The 15,572-nt window shown below is 68.0% G+C and carries 17 protein-coding genes; 8 read left to right on the top strand and 9 right to left on the bottom strand.

The annotated features are described in order from the left end of the window. Positions 1–56: 56 nt before the first annotated feature. The gene (locus ACZ5EF_RS10405) at positions 57–521 is read right to left on the bottom strand and encodes an aminoacyl-tRNA deacylase (protein ID WP_346062228.1); all 465 of its coding nucleotides are present in this window, start codon (positions 519–521) and stop codon (positions 57–59) included. Positions 522–661: 140 nt separating this feature from the next. Between ACZ5EF_RS10405 and ACZ5EF_RS10400 the strand changes: the two genes are divergently transcribed. After that, entirely contained in the window at positions 662–991 is a 330-nt protein-coding gene (locus ACZ5EF_RS10400) for a hypothetical protein (protein WP_346062229.1), read from the top strand. Here ACZ5EF_RS10400 and ACZ5EF_RS10395 read toward each other — a convergent pair. Next, entirely contained in the window at positions 928–4,023 is a 3,096-nt protein-coding gene (locus tag ACZ5EF_RS10395; RefSeq protein WP_346062230.1) for a transglycosylase domain-containing protein, read from the bottom strand. The two genes, ACZ5EF_RS10400 and ACZ5EF_RS10395, sit on opposite strands and share 64 nt — an antisense overlap. Before the next feature lie 106 nt (positions 4,024–4,129). Continuing rightward, the gene (locus ACZ5EF_RS10390) at positions 4,130–4,546 is read right to left on the bottom strand and encodes a ketosteroid isomerase-related protein (protein ID WP_346062231.1); all 417 of its coding nucleotides are present in this window, start codon (positions 4,544–4,546) and stop codon (positions 4,130–4,132) included. A 149-nt stretch (positions 4,547–4,695) separates the two neighbouring features. On the opposite strand from ACZ5EF_RS10390, the gene ACZ5EF_RS10385 reads away from it, so the two are divergent. Both ACZ5EF_RS10385 and ACZ5EF_RS10380 read left to right on the top strand, forming a co-directional pair. Next, positions 4,696–4,905, top strand: coding sequence for a DUF6494 family protein (locus tag ACZ5EF_RS10385; RefSeq protein WP_346062232.1), 210 nt, complete (start codon positions 4,696–4,698; stop codon positions 4,903–4,905). Between the two features lie 111 nt (positions 4,906–5,016). Beyond that, positions 5,017–5,547 (top strand): DUF1269 domain-containing protein, encoded by a 531-nt coding sequence (locus ACZ5EF_RS10380; RefSeq protein WP_346062233.1) that lies wholly within the window; start codon positions 5,017–5,019, stop codon positions 5,545–5,547. A 19-nt stretch (positions 5,548–5,566) separates the two neighbouring features. On the opposite strand, the gene ACZ5EF_RS10375 is transcribed toward ACZ5EF_RS10380, so the two are convergent. The 3 genes from ACZ5EF_RS10375 to ACZ5EF_RS10365 form a co-directional block, all read right to left on the bottom strand. Further along, positions 5,567–6,466: a YihY/virulence factor BrkB family protein gene (locus tag ACZ5EF_RS10375; RefSeq protein WP_346062234.1), complete on the bottom strand. Its 900-nt coding sequence runs from the start codon at positions 6,464–6,466 to the stop codon at positions 5,567–5,569. A gap of 79 nt (positions 6,467–6,545) precedes the next feature. Beyond that, the gene (locus tag ACZ5EF_RS10370) at positions 6,546–7,502 is read right to left on the bottom strand and encodes a methylenetetrahydrofolate reductase (RefSeq protein ID WP_346062235.1); all 957 of its coding nucleotides are present in this window, start codon (positions 7,500–7,502) and stop codon (positions 6,546–6,548) included. Continuing rightward, the gene (locus ACZ5EF_RS10365) at positions 7,499–8,848 is read right to left on the bottom strand and encodes a glycine cleavage T C-terminal barrel domain-containing protein (RefSeq protein ID WP_346062236.1); all 1,350 of its coding nucleotides are present in this window, start codon (positions 8,846–8,848) and stop codon (positions 7,499–7,501) included. Before ACZ5EF_RS10365 ends, ACZ5EF_RS10370 begins: the two co-directional genes overlap by 4 nt. Positions 8,849–9,029: 181 nt before the next feature. Here ACZ5EF_RS10365 and ACZ5EF_RS10360 point away from each other — a divergent pair, with 181 nt between their 5' ends. Then, positions 9,030–9,458, top strand: a complete 429-nt coding sequence (locus ACZ5EF_RS10360; protein ID WP_346062237.1) for a GFA family protein — start codon at positions 9,030–9,032, stop codon at positions 9,456–9,458. 16 nt (positions 9,459–9,474) lie between these two features. Here ACZ5EF_RS10360 and ACZ5EF_RS10355 read toward each other — a convergent pair whose 3' ends face one another. Further along, positions 9,475–10,110: a phosphoribosyltransferase gene (locus ACZ5EF_RS10355; RefSeq protein ID WP_346062238.1), complete on the bottom strand. Its 636-nt coding sequence runs from the start codon at positions 10,108–10,110 to the stop codon at positions 9,475–9,477. 183 nt (positions 10,111–10,293) lie between these two features. Between ACZ5EF_RS10355 and apbC the strand changes: the two genes are divergently transcribed. Together apbC and dcd are read left to right on the top strand one after the other, a co-directional pair. After that, complete coding sequence (gene apbC, locus ACZ5EF_RS10350; RefSeq protein ID WP_346062501.1) at positions 10,294–11,094, top strand: iron-sulfur cluster carrier protein ApbC; 801 nt, start codon at positions 10,294–10,296, stop codon at positions 11,092–11,094. Positions 11,095–11,175: 81 nt separating this feature from the next. Beyond that, positions 11,176–11,742: a dCTP deaminase gene (gene dcd, locus ACZ5EF_RS10345; protein ID WP_346062239.1), complete on the top strand. Its 567-nt coding sequence runs from the start codon at positions 11,176–11,178 to the stop codon at positions 11,740–11,742. Positions 11,743–11,857: 115 nt separating this feature from the next. Here dcd and purN read toward each other — a convergent pair whose 3' ends face one another. Then, complete coding sequence (gene purN, locus ACZ5EF_RS10340; protein WP_346062240.1) at positions 11,858–12,589, bottom strand: phosphoribosylglycinamide formyltransferase; 732 nt, start codon at positions 12,587–12,589, stop codon at positions 11,858–11,860. After that, entirely contained in the window at positions 12,586–13,668 is a 1,083-nt protein-coding gene (gene purM, locus ACZ5EF_RS10335; protein WP_346062241.1) for a phosphoribosylformylglycinamidine cyclo-ligase, read from the bottom strand. The genes purN and purM overlap by 4 nt, the downstream gene beginning before the upstream one ends. 128 nt (positions 13,669–13,796) lie before the next feature. Here purM and ACZ5EF_RS10330 point away from each other — a divergent pair, with 128 nt between their 5' ends. Beyond that, positions 13,797–14,873 (top strand): AI-2E family transporter, encoded by a 1,077-nt coding sequence (locus ACZ5EF_RS10330; protein ID WP_346062242.1) that lies wholly within the window; start codon positions 13,797–13,799, stop codon positions 14,871–14,873. Then, a complete protein-coding gene (gene hda / locus ACZ5EF_RS10325; RefSeq protein ID WP_346062243.1) occupies positions 14,870–15,571 on the top strand; it encodes a DnaA regulatory inactivator Hda in 702 nt (233 codons plus the stop codon). Before ACZ5EF_RS10330 ends, hda begins: the two co-directional genes overlap by 4 nt. The last annotated feature ends 1 nt before the right edge of the window (position 15,572 follow it).

The raw sequence follows: 15,572 nt of genomic DNA, 5'->3' as shown, positions 1-15,572 counted from the left end.
ACCCGCTCGGCCGCGGGCCCGCAAAAAGCGCCGCCACCCGGCGGTGGCGGCATGGCTCAGTGGTGCAGGCTGAAATGGCCGTGGGGCATGCTGGCCATCAGTTTCTGGAAGTCGCGGCCACTCATATGCACCAGGGTCTCGTGGTCGCCCGCCTCGAAGTAGATATCCGGCTCGGCGGTGAGGCTATCGTCGACCCAGACCTCCAGGCCGTAGGCCTGGCCCAGGGGCGTGGTGGCGCCGGGGTCGCAGTCATCGAAGTGGCGCTTGATCTCCTCCTCGGAGGCGAGTCTCAGGCGTTCATGCATCAGTTCGGTGAGGCGTACCATATCGACATCGCAACTGCCGGGCACCACCGCCAGGCGATTGCCGGTGTCGCCATGCAGCATCACCGCCTTGGCCAACTGATCGCCGGTGATATGGGTCTGCTCGGCGATATGGTCGGTGCTCACCGCGCGGGGGTGGCGCACTTCTTCGTAGTCGATATCCTGGGAGCGGAGGTACTCCCGAAGCGTCATTGCCATGGCCATGGTGAGGCTCCTTCGGCCGTCGGGCCGGGGTGAAGAGGGGGGATGCCTCCTTGCGCCGCACGAGGCCATGACACCCTTGGCCTCTTCACAAGCATAGTCCGCCCGCGGGCGGCGAACCCGATCGAGGAGGCGAAATGAGCACGCGACTTGCCGCCTTGCTGCTGGTCCTGGTGGGCTGCGGCGGCGAGGCCTCGCCCCGGGAGGCGCCCCTGCAGATGCTGGTGGCCGACCCGGAGGGCTTCGATGGGCAACGGGTGGCGACCCAGGGAGTGGTGCGCCACTTCGAGACGCCGCTGCACTACTGGATCGAGGACGAGGCGCTCAACCGGGTGGAGCTGTTTCCCCCGGCGATGGCGGCGCCCCTGCTGGGGCAGGAGGTGCGCGTCGTGGGGACCTTCCGTTATGCCCCGGCGTCGGGACGCTCCCTGTCGCTGGAGACCATCAGCCCGCTGGCGGCGGATTGACCGCAGCCCCGTTCCAGATGGCGGCTGAGGATCGGCTCCATGCCCTTGAAGATCTGCACCGGCAGTGCCGAGGTGAAGCCGAAATCGTCGGAGCCGCGGCCGGGCACGAAGGCGGTCAGGGTGCCGAAGTGATCATCCCCTAGATAGAAGACGAAGGTGGCGGTGCGGTTGCGGGCCCGGGAATCGAGGAGTTGTCCGCTTCGCCCCCGGGTCTCGATGCGATTGTCGCCGGTGCCGGTCTTGCCCCCCAGGGCCAGGGGCGTGCCGTCCTGGGCCTGGAAGCTGCCCGCCAGGCGCCGTGCCGTGCCGGCTTCCACCACCTGGGCCAGGGCCCGGCGCAGGGTAGCGGCCACCTGAGGCGCCATGACCCGTTCGCCGGCGTCCCGGGCGGGGATCAGGCGGGTCTCGTAGGGGGTGTCGGCGGCGAAGTGCAGGCCGTCGATACGCAGGGTCGGCAGGCGCACGCCATCGTTGAGGATGATGCCCACCAGTTCGGCCAGGGACGCCGGGCGATCCCCGGAGCTGCCGATGGCGGTGGCCAGGGAGGGCACCAGGCGCTCGAAGGGGAAGCCGACCCGGGCCCAGCGCTCCTGGATCTCTTCGAAGGCGTCCGCCTCCAGCAGGATGCGAATCCGGGTGTCCCGGGCGCCGCGGTGCCGGGAGGTGAAGAGCCATTGGTAGATGGCCTGGCGCTCGCCGGTGCTGGCCGATGCCAGCTCCCGGTAGGTGGCCTGGGGGCGCGCCTGGAGGTAGCGTACCAGCCAGAGCTCCAGGGGGTGGACCCGGGCTACATAGCCCTGGTCGTTGAGGTCGAAGGCGCCGGGGCCATAGTCATGGTAGAGACGTTCGATGCGCGCCTCGGGGACGGCGTCGCCCAGGCGCTCGCGGATAAAGGCGCGGAAGGTCTCGGGGTCGGCGTCGGGCAGCACATAGCGGTGGGCGGCGGCGAGTCGCGAGGCCTGAGGGCGAACGCCGTCGAACAGGGTTTCGAGCCGCGCTTCGGGGGTGAGGGCGCGGTACTTGCGCCAGAAGCGCTCCAGGAAGACGCGGCCTTCCCGGTCGGCGAAACGGCTCAGGTAGAGCATGCGCAGCGGGTGAGCGTCATCCTCCAGCAGGCGCCGCCGGTCCGGATGCCGATAGATATGGTGATTGACGATATCCCGCATCAGGCGCACGAAAGGCAGGTTGAGGGACTCCCGCAGGGCCTCGGTCAGAGTGGGGCGGCGGCGATCGTCCTCGCGGCGGAAGTTGCTGAAGGTGTGTTCGCCACCGCCGGTGAAGAAGCGCTCATGGGGGCTGGCGGAGTAGCGGCGGGCCATGGCCTGTTCCAGCAGCGTCTCCAGGGTGATCTCCGGCTCGGCCAGCAGGCGGTCGACCACCCAGCGGGTCAGGGAATCCTGGCGGTCCACGGGCAGGTTGCGCAGGGTCGCGGGGTCCAGCGGGAGGTATTGCTCGTGGAGCTCGGCGAGGATCTCCAGGTAGGTGGTCAGCACCCGCAGCTTGGCGGTGGAGCCCAGCTCCAGCTTGCTGCTCTCGTTGAGATCGAAGGGCTGGCCGGTGTTGTCGGTCTGTACCCGCACCAGGAAGCCCGCGTCGCTGCGCTCGAAGAGGGTGAAACTGTAGCTCACCTCGGCGGTGCGCTCGGCGCTGAGCAGGCGATGGCCGAGGATGCCCAGCTCGGCGGCCACCTCGGGGTCGGCGAGGCTCTCCAGGTAGTCGGTGACCCGCGCCTGGAGCTCGCCATGCAGGGTGGTCGTGGCCTCCAGGTCGAGGCGATCCAGGTCGTAGAAGGAGAGGCCCAGCAGGCGCGCCAGTTGGGTGCGTGCCACCTGGCGGCCCTTGTCGGTGGGTAAGCGGTGGGTCACCGGGTCGGCGTCGAAGTCGCGGAACACCAGGCGCTGGTCCAGGGCGGCGTCGCGCAACTCGCCGTCCACCAGTTGCGCCTCGTGGAGCAGGCGCAGGTAGCTGTCGGTGAGGTGCTCCAGGGAGTCGCGGCCGCCGTTGAGGTACCAGGCGGGGCGACGCTGGGCGATCATCAGTGCCACCACGCGACGCAGCGCCTGACCACGCTGGGCCAGTTCTCCGGGCGCGGCGAAGGCGGGCTCCAGCAGACGGTTGACTTCGTCGAAATCGGCGCCGAACCAGACCCAGAGGCCGTCCCCCAGGCCATGGACTTCGCCGAACCCCGGCGCCGCCGCCAGGGGCACCGAGTTGAGGTAATCCCGGGCCAGGTCCTGGCGGGCGGTGAGGGTCTCGGGTCCCTGGCGGTAGGTGCGTACGCTGGCCGAGATCATCTGGCGTAGCTTCTCCCGGGCGGAGCCGGTACGTCCCCCCGGGGAGTGGCGGAACTTCTCCATCTGGGTGGCCAGGGTGCTGCCGCCGGCGCTCTGCGCTTCCAGTTCCAGGGCCCGCCCCACCTGGGAGAGGGCGGCGCGGGCGAAGCGCGGCCAGTCCACCGCCGGATTGGCATAGCGGTGGGTGGTATCGAGCAGGCCACGATTCTCGATGAACATCAGTGTCTCGAGCACCTGCGCCGGAATGGCGGCGAAGTGGGGGTAGTGGCGCTGAGGGTGGCGGGCGGCATAGTAGGGGGCGCCGCGACACTCTTCCAGGGTCAGGCCGGTACGGGTCTTCTCTTCATAGGGCACATAGAAGCCGCGGCTGGCGTAGTCATGGAGGGCCGGAGTGAAACGGACCTGAGAGGCGACCTCATAGCCCCGTTCCTCCAGTCGGGCCTGGAAGCGCGGCAGATCCACATAGCCGAAGCGCTGGTTGAAGGGGCCGTGGCGGGGAAAGAGCAGGCTGTCGCTGGGTCCTGAGGCGAGGCGATAGTCGAGGGTCTCGGCGTAGCGGGACAGTTCCAGGGCCTGCCAGCGGGAGGTGCGCGCCTCGGCCGCCAGCAGGGAGGCAACGCCGGCGGCCAGCAGGACCAGCAGGGCCAGCAGGAGCAAACGCCAGGGCCAGCGCCGCCCGGGGCCGGTATCCCCGGCGAGGCCAGGCCTCCCGGGGGGCGCACTCGGCAAGCTCTCCATCCCGCTCTCCTCGATGGCAACCGCCTTATTACTGATTAGCGTAGTGCGGGATGGGCGCGAGGACAGCGGCTTTCGTGGCGGTGGCTCAACTCAGGCTATCAACGTTTCATGCCGATATGCCGTCGGCACCGACCTGGGCCAGCCAGTCATTGAGGTTGTAATAGTTGCTGATGCGGGCCACCTTGCCGTCGCGCAGGGTAAAGAAGGCGCCGGCCGGCAGCACATAGTGCTGGCCGTTAGCCTCGGGGAGCCCTTCGTCCGTGGTCAGGTACTCGCCGTGTACCACGAACTCCGCGGCGGCGCGGTCGCCTGCTGGGTGAGTCAGGATCACCAGCTCCTCGAGGCGTTCCCGATAACAGCGGTTCATATGGGCCATGAAGTCGGCGAAGGCGGCCTTGCCGACCTGGCGTTCCCCCTGATTGATGTCGTGGGCCACGTCATCGGTCAGCAGGTCGAGGAAGGCCGCCATGTCGCCGGCATTGAAGGCATCGTAGTAGGCCTGGATCACGTCCTGGGGATGCATGGGAAGACTCCTGATCGGGTTGGGCCGGTGGCGCGAATCGCTGCCATGCTAACAGGGCCGGGGCCGTCGTAATGCCTGGTCGCGCCATGGTCGGCACTGGTGGCGACCCGGGGCCCGCCCCGGCCGCGACCGATACAGGAGGGTTCACCATGAACGAAGAAGTCTTCAACTTGAGCATTCGCCGCTTCCTCAAGCGCGCCGGGATCGGTGCACAGCGAGAGATCGAGCATGCGGTGGAGGCCGCCCTGGCCGAGGGGCGGATCGCTCCGCAAGGCCCCCTGGCGGCGACCATGACCCTGGAAGTGGGCGACCTCGAGCTACGGGTGGTGTTCGAGGGCGACATCGAACTGGAGGAGTAGGCCCGGCGGGGGCGGTGAATATTACCATTTGCCGCATCTTGATGGATGGTCGAACTTGTCAATAGGACATTTTGTCGCACTATCGACGCCACGGAGAATGCGAGGTGCAAGATGCAGCGCTTATATTTTCTGACCCCCGACCTCGATACCACGGTCAATATCGCCCATGAGCTCAGCGACCTGGCGCTGACGGAGGATGAGGTCCATGTGCTGGGCAAGGAGTGGGAGCCCCTGCGGGAGCGGGGGGTGCATAACGCCACCCTGCGGCAGACCTCCGATGTGGTCAACGCCGGGGTGAGGGGGCTCAAGTACGGCGTGGTGCTCGGTGCCTTGCTGGGCTGGGTAGTGCACCTGGGGCTCGGCGAGCAGGGCTTCGGGCTGGGCTGGACCGTCCTGGTGATGACGGTCTTCGGCGCCCTGTTCGGTATCTGGACCAGTACCATGATCGGCGTATCGGTGCACGACGTGAAGATCGACAAGTTCGAGAAAGAGATCGAAGGGGGCGCCTACCTGATGCTGGTGGACGTGCCCGAGGATCGCGAGCGGGAGATCTATTCGGCGATCCATCGTCACCATCCGGAGGTGGTGATCGACAAGGTGACCCGGGACGAGCGTCAGCATCATCTGGGGGTCGGCGACTAGCCGGGCACTAACGTCACCCCTATTCCACCCGAGTCACCGGCTGGCGCCGGGGGTCGATATGCCAGGGCAGTCCCAGGCGGGCATTGTGTTCCAGCTCGGCGATCACCTGGGCTCCCAGCAGCAGGATGATGGCCCCGACCTCCAGGCTCAACAGCACCACGATCAGCGTCGCCACGGAGCCGTAGACCACGTTGACCAGCGACAGATTGGCGAAGTAGAAGAGCAGCAGCAGGCGCACTCCCTCCCACAGCAGGGCGGCCACGAAGCCGCCCACCAGGGCGCGCCCGAGCGCCACCCGAACCACCGGCAATACCTTGTAGATGGCGCCGAACAGGGCGAAGACGCCGAGGAAGCTCACCAGGTTAAGCATGGGGCCGGAGAGCCCGGCCAGCGGCAGGGGGCGTTGGAAGAGTGTCTGCCAGAAGGCGTCCAGGGCGGAGACCAGGCTGGCCAGCAGGCTGAGGGCCAGCAGGGCGGCGCCCAGCACCAGCATAAAGGCGTAGGGTAGCAGCACCGAGACCCAGAAGCTGCGCTGGGGTGGGTGGATGTCCGGGGCGTGGAAGATGATCGCCAAGGCATCCTCCAGCATGCGAAAGGCGAAGGAACTGAACAGCAGCAGCACCACCAGGCCCAGGGCGCCGACCCCGTCGCGGCTATCGATCAGGCCGCGTACGGCATCCAGCAGCAGGTCGGCATGGGCCGGCGCCAGGTGGTGTGCCTGGATGGCCAGCAGTTCCAGCAATTGCCCCTCATCCACCAGATGGGAGAGCAGCACCACCAGCAGGGCGAACAGCGGAATGATGGAAAGCAGGATGTTGTAGCCCACGCCGCCGGCCAGCAGGATGCCGCGATTACGCAGGAAGGCCGACAGCACGCGCAGGGCGAAGGTCAGCAGGCGCGGAGAGTGGCTGGGGTGCATCGCGCCTCCCTGGCATTAGCGCATGGCTTGTCGTAGAGGGTAGACCAGCCATGCCGGGCCGGGCGAGTGCGCGGGGCAATCAGTGGGAGGTCATCCGCAGCTCATCGCCCGCCCCCTCGAGAGTGAAGCGGCCCTCGTCGAGGGCCTCGACCCAGTCCAGGGTCGCCGCGATGCCGCCGAAGGGGTAGAAGTGAAGGCGCAGGTCGTCTGGGGCCGCCTCGGCCAGGGCCAGCAACTGGCGCGTGGGTGGCTGGGGGCGAGCCAGCTTGAAGAGTCGCTTGCCCTGACGGGCCAGGGCGGTACGGGAGGCACCGATACCGCAGGAGAGGGCGTATTTCCACAGGGTGGCCAGGCTCGCCGGCCCCGGCAGGCCGGCGCGAATCGGTAACGCCAGGCCCTGGTCGTGGAGCCGCTGCCGCCAGGTCAGCAGCGGCTCGGCATCGAACAGGAACTGGGTCACCAGCCAGGCCTCGAGGCCATGGCGGGCGGCATAATCGCGCTTGGTCGCCAGGGCCGCGTCGAGGGTGGCGGTATCCGCCTGGGGGTGCCCCTCGGGGTGGCCGGCCATGGCCAGGCGGTGGATACCGTGGTCGCGCAGGTTGACCGCCTCGAGCAGGGCCAGGCTGTCGGCATAGGGGCCGTGAGGGGCGGCCAGGCTGCCGGCCAGCAGCAGCACTCCGTCGACCCCGGCGCGATGGGTCAGCCCGAGTAGCCAGCTCTCCAGGGTGTCGCGGTCGGGGATGGCCCGGGCCACCAGGTGGGGGATGGGGTCATAGCCCTGGGTCTTGAGGCGCTCGGCGGTGGCGATCACCTCCTCGAAGGGGTGGCCCGGCAAGTGGGTAATATAGATCTGGGTGCCCGCCGGTGGCGGACGCGAGGTCAATGCCTCGGCGGTGCGTGGGGTCACCTCCAGGGACCAGTCGCGCACCAGGCGGCGCAGGCCCTCATGGGGGGCGTCTGCCACGGGGCGCTCGGGGCGGGTGCCCCCGAGCAGGCCGGGGGCGAGGTCATCGAAGCGGTTCATGGGGCCGGTCATAGGGCGGAGTCCTGGCCGCGGGAGCGGGCGGTCTCCCGGGCGCTGGGATTGACCGAGGCGCGGAAGGGCAGCTCCACGACCCGCGCCGCCACGGGCTCGCCGGGGCGCTCGGCATAGGGCTCCGGCAGCCAGACCCGCAGCGGTGTCTCCAGCGCCTGATGGGTGACCGGTACATAGCCCATGGCGATATTGGTGCCCAGCTCCGGCGAGTACCAGGGAGAGGTGACATAGCCGATGGGCTCGTCGTCCTGGCTGGCGGAGATCAGCCAGAAGTCGGGGGCATAGTCGTCGATGGGATGGCCACCCAGCACCAGCCCCACCAGGGTCTGCCGGAAGGGGTAGCGCCCCTGGTCCAGTTCGGCGCGCACCGCCTCCAGGGCACTGCGACCGATATAGTCCACGGCCTTCTGGCGGGGCACCTGATAGCCCAGGTTGCACTGGAAGGGCAGGGTCTCCTGATCCAGGTCCTGGCCCCAGGAGAGGATGCCGGCGGCGATACGCCGATGGTGGGCGGGGGCGATCACCGCCAGCTTGTGCTTCTCCCCGGCCGCCAGCACCGCCTCCCAGAGGGTTTCGGCGTGAAGGCTGGCATCACGCAGGTAGATCTCGTAGCCCTTCTCGCCGGTGAAGCCGGTCTGGGAGACCACCACCGAGCAGCCGGCGATGTCCGCCTCCAGCAGGCCATAGTAGGGCAGGGTGCGTACCCCCTCGCCGACCAGGTCCACCAGCAGGGCCTCCGACTTGGGGCCCTGGATCTGCAGCGGGGCCACGTCGATCTCGCCGATGGTGACGTCATAGCCGAGCCCCAGGTTGACCCCGCGCAGCCATAGCTCCAGGTCGCTGTCGGAGATCGAGAACCAGAACTCGTCCTCGGCCAGGCGCAGCAGCACCGGGTCGTTAATGATCCCTCCCTCCTCGTTGCAGAGGATCACGTACTTGCCGTGCAGTGGGGCGATGGCGCTGGCGTTGCGGGTGATGACCTTGTCGACGAAGGCCTCGGCATCGGGCCCCTTGACGCGAATCTGACGCTCCACCGCCACGTTCCACAGGGTCACGTCTTCCACTAGGGAGCGATATTCCACCATGGCGCCGCCGTCCTCGGGGCGCACATAACCCCGCGGGTGGTACATGCGATTGTAGACGGTGGCCCGCCAGCAGCCCGCCTCCTGGGAGAGGTGCCAGTAGGGCGACTTGCGCACCCGTGTGGAGATCAGCAGTTCGGTGGGGGTGGGACCGGACTGGCGCAGGTTGATGGGGACGCGCCGCGGCGTCTGGTCGATGCTCTGACACTGTTGGCGGGCGTAGCGCAGGCGTGGGCTCAGATTGGTGATGGTCGCGTCGGACATGGCACACCTCCCGGGGGTTGCCGTGGCTCTCCCTGGCAGTGTGTGTCGCTTCATGGGCGGCGAATGTGCTGATTGCGACGCTGCTGCCGCCGAAGGTGTTCTTATTGCGACCTGGGAGCCCGACAGGCTTCTAGACTGTAGGGGCATGTCGTCGATGGGGGGCTGCCCCGGGAGGTGAGTCATGAGTGCGAATTATACCGGCAGCTGCTTCTGCGGTGCCGTGACCCTGGAGGTGAGCGGTGAGCCGGTGGCCATGGGCTACTGTCACTGCGACTCCTGTCGCCGCTGGTCGGCGGGGCCGGTCAATGCCTTCAGCCTGTGGCGGCCGGAGAGCGTCAAGGTGACCCAGGGGGCGGAGCTGCTGGGCAGCTACGCCCAGACCCCGGCCAGCCAGCGTCAGTGGTGCACCCGCTGCGGCGGCCATGTGATGACCGAGCACCCGGCGATGGGGCTGATCGATGTCTATGCCGCGGTGATCCCCGACCTGCCCTTCGCTCCCAGGCTGCATGTGCACTACCAGGAGGCGGTGCTGCGCATCCATGATGGGCTGGACAAGATGAAGGACGTGCCGGCGGCCATGGGGGGTTCCGGCGAGACCCTGCCCGAGTAGGCGGCGTGGGGAGGAATTAACGCCCCAGCAGGCGCAGGACTTCCTCGTCGGAGGTTTGATCGAAGTGCCGGTACCACTGTCCCACGGCGGCGAACTGGCGGGGCTGGTGCAGGCAGACCAGGGTGTCGACCCGTGTCGCCAGGCGCGCCAGGGCCTCCGGGGCGGCCACCGGTACCGCTACCACCAGCCAGGCCGGGCGTGCCTGGCGCGCCGCCGCCACCGCGGCTTCCAGGGTGGCGCCGGTGGCCAGGCCATCATCCACCAGGATGACCTGACGCCCTTCCAGCGGTGGTGCCAGGACCTCGCCCCGATAACGCCGTCGGCGGCGTTCCAGCTCGGTGGTTTCGGCCTCGATCACCGCCTGGACGTCGTCCTCGGAGAGGCGCAGGGCGCGGATCATGGCATCATCCCGGTAGCAGACCCCGCCCTCGGCGATGGCGCCCATGGCCACCTCCGGGTTCCAGGGCAGGCCCAGCTTGCGCACCAGCCAGACGTCGAGGGGCGCCTCCAGGGCCTGGGCGATCTCCCAGGCCACCGGCACCCCGCCCCGGGGCAGGCCCAGGACGATGGGGTCGGGGCCCTCGGGCAGGGCGGCAACGCGCTCGGCCAGCTGGCGGCCGGCATCGTGACGGTCGGCGAAGGGCGAGAACATGGCGTGACTCCTGGGGCCTAACGGAAGAGGGGCCTGATTGGAGCCTATGCCAGGCACCGAGGCTTGGCAAAGCGGTGTCGTGAAAAGTTGAGTGCGCCACTTGGTTATGGCCGGGCGGGCGGGGTTATACTGGCGGCCACCGGGCTGCCGGTAGCCATTTATAGCGAGATGGAGTCGATCGTGATCGAAGGGGTAAAGCATATCGTGGCCGTGGCGTCCGGCAAGGGCGGCGTCGGCAAGTCCACCGTGACCGCCAACCTGGCGCTGGCAATGGCCGCCGAGGGCTATCGGGTCGGCCTGCTGGATGCCGATATCTATGGGCCCAGCCAGGCGCGGATGCTGGGCATCGGCGAGGGCGTGCGGCCCCAGCAGGCCGGTGAGAACCGTTTCCGGCCGCTGGAGGCTCACGGCATCCAGGCCATGTCCATGGCCTTCCTGGTGGATATCAACGAGCCCATGGTATGGCGTGGCCCCATGGTGGCCGGCGCCTTCCAGCAGCTGCTGACCCAGACCGCCTGGGACGACCTGGACTATCTGTTTATCGATATGCCGCCGGGCACCGGCGATATCCAGTTGACCCTCTCCCAGAAGGTGCCGGTGGCCGGCGCGGTGATCGTCACCACGCCCCAGGACATCGCCCTGCTGGATGCCCGCAAGGGCATCGAGATGTTCCGCAAGGTCAAGGTGCCGGTGCTGGGGGTCGTGGAGAACATGAGCCTGCACACCTGTTCCCGGTGCGGCCATAGCGAGCCGATCTTCGGCGAGGGCGGTGGCGAGCGGCTGACGGCTCAATACGAGACGCGCTTGCTGGGACAGCTGCCCCTGGCGCTGTCGATTCGCGAGCAGGCCGATGGCGGGCGTCCCACGGTGGTGGCGGAGCCGGATGGCGAGGTGGCGGCCAGCTTCCGGGCCATGGCCCGCCAGGTGGCCGAGAGTGTCGCGGCCCAGGCCGAGGCGGGGCCGAGCATCTCCTTCGGCGATTGAGCGCCACGGCGTGGTTTTTATTCCCGGGCAGGGCCGTTATCATAGCGGCCCTTCTTCGTTTGCCACCCAGTGGATGTCCCGATGAGCATCAAGTCCGATTCCTGGATCCGTCGCATGGCCGCCGAGCACGGCATGATCGAACCCTTCGAGGCCGATCAGGTGCGCTACGTCGATGACCGGCGGGTCATCTCCTATGGCACTTCCAGCTACGGCTACGATGTGCGCTGTGCCGACGAGTTCAAGGTGTTCACCAATATCCACTCGGCGGTGGTGGACCCCAAGGCCTTCGATGACAAGAGCTTCGTCGACATCAAGGGCGATGTCTGCATCATTCCCCCCAACTCCTTCGCCCTGGCCCGCACCGTGGAGTACTTCCGCATTCCGCGCAGCGTGCTGACCATTTGCCTGGGCAAGTCCACCTATGCGCGCTGCGGGATCATCGTCAATGTGACGCCGCTGGAGCCGGAGTGGGAGGGTCATGTGACCCTGGAGTTCTCCAATACCACCAACCTGCCGGCCAAGATCTACGCCAACGAGGGCGTCGCCCAGATGCTCTTCCTGGAGTCCGACCAGGTCTGCGAGACTTCCTATCGGGACCGCGGCGGCAAGTATATGGGCCAGCGCGGCGTGACCCTGCCCAGGACCTGAGCCCGGAGCGACAAGACACAAGGAGCAAGCTTCAAGGAAACCCCTTGGCTTGCTCCTTGTGTTCAGGGGCTAGGCTTTTCTTGCAGCTTGCAGCTTGCAGCTTGCAGCTTGCAGCTTATTCCTCGGGGTCTTCGTCCAGCTCCTCGGCGGCATCCTGATGGGAGAGCCTGAGGCCCTGGGGTGGCAGGGGGGTGCCGTCCAGGGTGGGGCCTTCCGCCTCCAGGCGCAGGCGCCCTTCGAGGAACCAGCGCACCGCGATGGGATAGATCAGGTGCTCCCGGGCGTGAACCTTCTCCTTGAGGGCGGCCTCGTCGTCGCCCTCGCTCACTGCCACCGCGGCCTGAAGCACCACTGGGCCGCCATCCAGTTCCTCGGTGACGAAGTGCACGCTGCAGCCGTGCTCGGCGACGCCGTCCGCCAGGGCCCGGGCATGGGTATCCAGCCCCTGGTAGGCGGGCAGCAGCGAGGGGTGGATATTGAGCAGGCGGCCGTAGAAGCGCTGCACGAAGCGCGGCGTGAGGATGCGCATAAAGCCCGCCAGCACCACCAGGTGAGGCTCGTGGCGCTCGATCACCTTGATCAGGGCGCCATCGAAGGCCTCGCGGCTGTCGTACTCCCGGTGGGGCAGCGCCACCGCCTCGATGCCCGCCTCCTTGGCGCGCTTGAGGCCGTAGGCGTCGGGCTGGTTGGAGATCACCGCGACGATCTTGCCTCCGCCCAGCTCGTCATAGCCCTGGGCGTCGATCAGCGCCTGGAGGTTGCTGCCGGAGCCGGAGATCAGCACCACTACCCGGGGCGGCTCCGCCGCCTCCGGGGTAAAACCGTTGAGGGTATCGCCGTCGCTCATGCCTCGAGATTCTCCAGACGCACCTGGGGCTCCTCGCCGTCACGGGCGACGATCTCGCCCAGGCGGTAGACGGTCTCGCCCTGGGCCTGCAGATGGGCGCGGGCCTGATCGGCCTGGGCGGCGGACACCACCAGCACCATGCCGATGCCGCAGTTGAGCACCCGGTACATCTCCTCCTCGGCCACGTTTCCCTGTTCGCGCAGCCATTCGAAGACCGCCGGGCGGGTCCAGCTGGCGACATCGACCCGGGCGGTGAGGCTCTCGGGCAGGACCCGCGGCAGGTTCTCGGTGAGGCCGCCGCCGGTGATATGCGAGAGGGCGTGGACCGCCACGCCGCTCTCCTTGATCAGCGACAGCAGCGGCTTGACGTAGATGCGGGTGGGCGCCATCAGCGCCTCGGCCAGGGGGCGGCCGTCGATGGTGGTGTCGAGGTCGGCGCCGCTCACCTCGAGGATCTTGCGAATCAGCGAATAGCCGTTGGAGTGGGGGCCGGAAGAGGCCAGGCCCAGCAGAACGTCGCCCTCGGCGACCCGGCTGCCGTCGAGGATCTCGGCTTTCTCCACCACGCCGACGCAGAAGCCGGCCAGGTCATAGTCGCTGCCCTCGTACATGCCCGGCATCTCGGCGGTCTCGCCGCCCACCAGGGCACAGCCCGCCTGGTGACACCCCTCGCCGATGCCGCTGACCACGTCGGCGGCGATGTCCACATCCAGCTTGCCCGTGGCATAGTAGTCGAGGAACAGCAGCGGCTCGGCGCCGGCCACCACCAGGTCGTTGACGCACATGGCCACCAGGTCGATGCCGATGGTGTCATGCTTGCCCAGGTCCATGGCCAGGCGCAGCTTGGTACCCACGCCGTCGGTGCCGGAGACCAGCACCGGCTCGCGATAGCCGCTGGGCAGCTGGCAGAGGGCGCCGAAACCGCCCAGGCCGCCCATCACCTCGGGGCGGGCGGTGCGCTTGGCGACGCCCTTGATGCGCTCCACCAGGGCATTGCCGGCATCGATATCGACGCCGGCGTCCTTGTAGCTCAGCGAGGTGGGTCGAGTAGGGGAGGAGTCGGACGGGCTGCGGGTCATGACGAGTCCTGTGGAGTAGATTGAGCGGATCAATAGGCGCAAGATTGTAGCACTCCCCGGCGGGGCTCGCATCGCCCAGCGTGCCGGAGAGTGCCCAAGGATGTGGTTTCGAACGAGGGAGGCGAGGAATGCCCAGGTATTGGTGGTTGGCGGTCGTGGCGGTCGCCCTGGTGTGGCTGCTGTTTGCCCTGCAGTCGATGTTGATGCCCTTCTTCGTCGCCATGGTGGTGGCCTACCTGGGGGACCCCCTGGCCAATCGCCTGGAGCGCCTGGGGCTGTCGCGGCCCCTGGCGGTGAGCGGGGTCTTCCTGGTGCTGTTGCTGGTGGTGGCCCTGGGGCTCTTGATCCTGATCCCCTTGCTGGTGCAGCAGGTACGCCAGTTCACCCAGGCGGTGCCGGCGATCATCGACTGGGTGCAGACGGTGCTGGGCCCTCAGGTGCAGGCCTGGACCGGCTATGATCCCAGTGCCGAGCTGGATAACCTGCGCGAGACCCTGGCCGAGCACTGGCAGCAGGCGGGGGGCACCCTGGCCCAGGTCCTGGGTCAGGTGGGGCGCTCCGGCATGGCCTTCGTCACCTGGGCCACCTATGTGTCGCTGATTCCGGTGGTGGCCTTCTACCTGCTGCTGGACTGGCGGCGCTTGATGCAGAGCATCCGTAACCTGCTGCCACGCCAGTGGGAGCCGGACATCATGCGCCTGGCCGCACGCTGTGATGAGGTGCTGGCGGCCTTCCTGCGCGGCCAACTGCTGGTGATGCTGTGTCTCGGGGTGGTCTATGCCCTGGGGCTGACCCTGATGGGCCTGCGCTTCGGGTTGTTGATCGGCCTGTTGGCCGGGCTGGCCAGCATCGTGCCCTTCCTGGGTTTTATCGTCGGTATCGCCGCGGCCTTGATCGTGGCCTTCTTCCAGTTCGGTAGTTGGTTGGCGCTGGCCGGCGTGGTGGTGGTGTTCTGCATCGGCCAGGCGCTGGAGAGCACGGTGCTACAGCCCAAGCTGCTGGGCGACCGCATCGGCCTGCATCCGGTGGCGGTGATCTTCGCCGTGCTGGCCGGCGGCAACCTCTTCGGCTTCACCGGGGTGCTGCTGGCGTTGCCGGCGGCGGCGGTCATCATGGTACTATTGCGGGAGGTCAACGACCGCTATAAAAACAGCACCTTATATGATGCCGCCCGGCATGGGCGCGGCGACGAGGAGAGCCGATGAAACCCGGGGCCGCGCAGCTGCCGCTGGGGGTGGGCATGCGCGACGATGCCACCTTCGCCAACTTCCTGCCAGGCGACAACGCCCCCCTGGTGGAGGCGTTGCGCCATCAGCTCGATGACGCCGGTGAACCCTTCCTGTTCCTGTGGGGCGGCGAGGGAGTGGGGCGCAGCCATCTACTCCAGGCCGCCTGCCACGGCGCCGGCGACCGCGATCGCCGGGCCCTCTACCTGCCCCTGGGGGAGCTCTGGCACTTCCCGCCCCATATGCTCGAGGAGATCGAACGGCTCGATCTGGTGGCCATCGACGATCTCGATCGGGTGCTGGGCCGCAAGCGCTGGGAGGAGGGGCTCTTCCATGCCTTCAATCGCCTGCGAGATGCCGGCAAGCGTCTGATTATCTCGGCGCCGGCGGCGCCGCGACAACTGCCGGTGACCCTGCCGGACCTGGCCTCGCGGCTGACCTGGGGCATGACCTTCCATGTCAAGCGCCTGGATGACGATCAGCGCCTGGAGGCGCTCAAGCTAAGGGCGCGGGTGCGGGGCATGCAGCTGCCCGACGAGGTGGCGCGTTATATCCTGCATCGCGGCCCTCGGGCGCTGGGCGAGCTCTGCCAGGCCCTGGAGACCCTCGACCGGGCCTCCCTCTCGGCGCAGCGCAAACTGACCATTCCCTTCGTCAAGCAGGCCCTGGGCTGGTAGC

It is taken from the genome of Bisbaumannia salifodinae, from assembly GCF_055388505.1.
The sequence above is the reverse complement of the archived record's forward strand: the minus strand, read 5'-3'. Positions and strand labels throughout refer to the sequence as shown.